Here is a 1948-nt window from a genome sequence, read left to right on the forward strand (position 1 = left end):
GCGACGGTGTCGTTCGGGAGGTGGCGTCCCGTCAGCCCTGCGGCTTCGGCGAGCGGGCGCAGCACGTCCGTCTCCAGGTCGCCGTCGGCGCACTCCCCCACCAGTTCGTCGCGGTGGACGGCGAACCAGTGCGGGGCGAAGGAGCCGCGCAACTCGGGTGAGTAGGCGTCGAGTTCGTGGGCGGACGCCTCCTCGCGGCTTTTCGGCGCGGGGTGGAAGGGGTGGCCGAGGAGCAGGGCCTGCTCGCTGTCGAGGAACGGGGTGGGTCCGGTGGCGGCCTCCCCTTCCGCGCGGCGTGCGGTCAGGTGGGCGGCGGTGCGCTGGGCGGAGTTGAGCACCCGGCCGACGGCGTCCGCGCCGAGCTGCGGGGGTACGCCGCGTCCCACGGTGGTCTCCCGGATGGCGGCGGCGGCCACCAGCGCGACGTCGGCGGGCGTGGCGCCGCCGTCGGCGCCGAGCAGCCGCGCGGGGCCGAAGCGGTGCCATCCGGTGGCGGAGCGGTGCCGCACCGGGACGCCCAGCCTCACGCCGCTGGCGGGCATCGTGAGGACCAGCTGCTCGCCGGTGGCGGGCACGTCGGTGCCGGTCTCCCGGACGTAGGCCCGCAGCAGGCTCTCGGCGGCCAGCGCGTCGGCGGCGAGCAGCGGATCGGGGTGGTCCAGCGGATCGGCCGCGGACTGCGGGTCTGTCATGTGCGTCACTCTCGTCTCCACCTGGTCGGGCGCGATCCGTCGGTCGGGCATCCGGTCAGAGCATGTGGCGGGCGGCCGGCGGGTGGCCGAGGAAGTGCGGCATGGCGAACTCCCAGCCGTAGGAGCCGGCGTAGGGGAACACCACGAGGTCCCCGGCGCGCACCCGGTCCACGTGGACGTCGCGCAGCAGGGTGTCCTCGGGGGTGCACAGTTCGCCGACGACGGTGAGCCGGGTGTCGGCGACCTCCGGCCTGGGCAGGTCGGCCGGCCAGTGCGGCACCGGGAGGACGGCGATGTTGTGCACGATGTCCCAGGAGGTGGGCAGCTGGAAGTGGTTGATGCCGCCGCGCAGCATGGCGTAGGCGTGGCCGTAGGAGGTCTTCACGTCCGTGACCTCGGCGGCGTACCAGCCGCAGTCGGCGACGAGGAAGCGGCCGGGCTCCAGCACCACGCGCACCCCGCCCGGCGGCGGGCACTGGGCGATCAGCTCGCCGAAGCGCTTGGTGTCGAACGGCTCCTCGCCCTCGAAGTTGACGCCGATGCCGCCGCCGATGTCGATCTGCCGCAGGTCGATGCCGTGCTCGACGGCGGTCGCCGTGCTCCACTCGACGCACCAGCGCAGGTAAGCGGCCTGGCTGTCGGCGTCGAGGTTGTTGGAGGCGGCGTGGATGTGGAAGCCCACGATGTCCAGACCGGGCAGCGCGCGGGCGGCGCGCAGCACCTCGGGCACGTCCGGCTCGGCGACGCCGAACTGGCTGGGCTGGCCGCCCATGTGGAGCGATCCGGTGACGGGTATCTCGGCGGGGTTGACGCGCAGCGCGACACGGGCGGTGACACCCTCGGCGACCGCGAGGGCGCTGATCCGGTGCAGTTCCAGCAGGCTCTCGGCGTTGATCGCCGCCACGTCCGCCCGCACCAGGTCGGTCAGGACGGGCAGCGACTTGGCCGGGCCGGCGGCGACGATCGGCGCGGGGCCGGCCCCGCGTACCGGCAACGCGTCGAGTGCCAGGTTGAGTTCGCTGCGGGAGGCGACCTCGAAGCCGTGCACGTGCGGGGCGAGGGCCGCCAGCACGCCGGGGTAGGCGTTGGCCTTGACCGCGTAGTAGACCTCCGCCCACTCGGGCAGGGCGTCGCGCAGTTCGCGGGCGCGGCCGGCGGCGATCTCGCCGTCGTAGAGGTAGGCGGCCAGCGGTTCCCCGCCCGTCGAGGCGAGTTCGAGCAGCCGCTCCCGCACCCGCGCGGGGACGGTGTCGAGC

2 protein-coding genes are annotated in these 1948 nt (G+C 74.4%); both read right to left on the reverse strand.

Translation table 11 applies throughout. The features are described from left to right. Nucleotides 1-692 (reverse strand): IucA/IucC family protein (locus GL263_RS25790; protein ID WP_323379564.1); only part of this gene is annotated, 692 nt, incomplete at its 3' end. 55 nt (nt 693-747) lie between these two features. Beyond that, nucleotides 748-1948 (reverse strand): alanine racemase (locus GL263_RS25795; RefSeq protein WP_182858150.1); only part of this gene is annotated, 1201 nt, incomplete at its 5' end.

The organism is Streptomyces durbertensis (assembly GCF_014156695.1).
GTDB lineage: Bacteria > Actinomycetota > Actinomycetes > Streptomycetales > Streptomycetaceae > Streptomyces > Streptomyces durbertensis.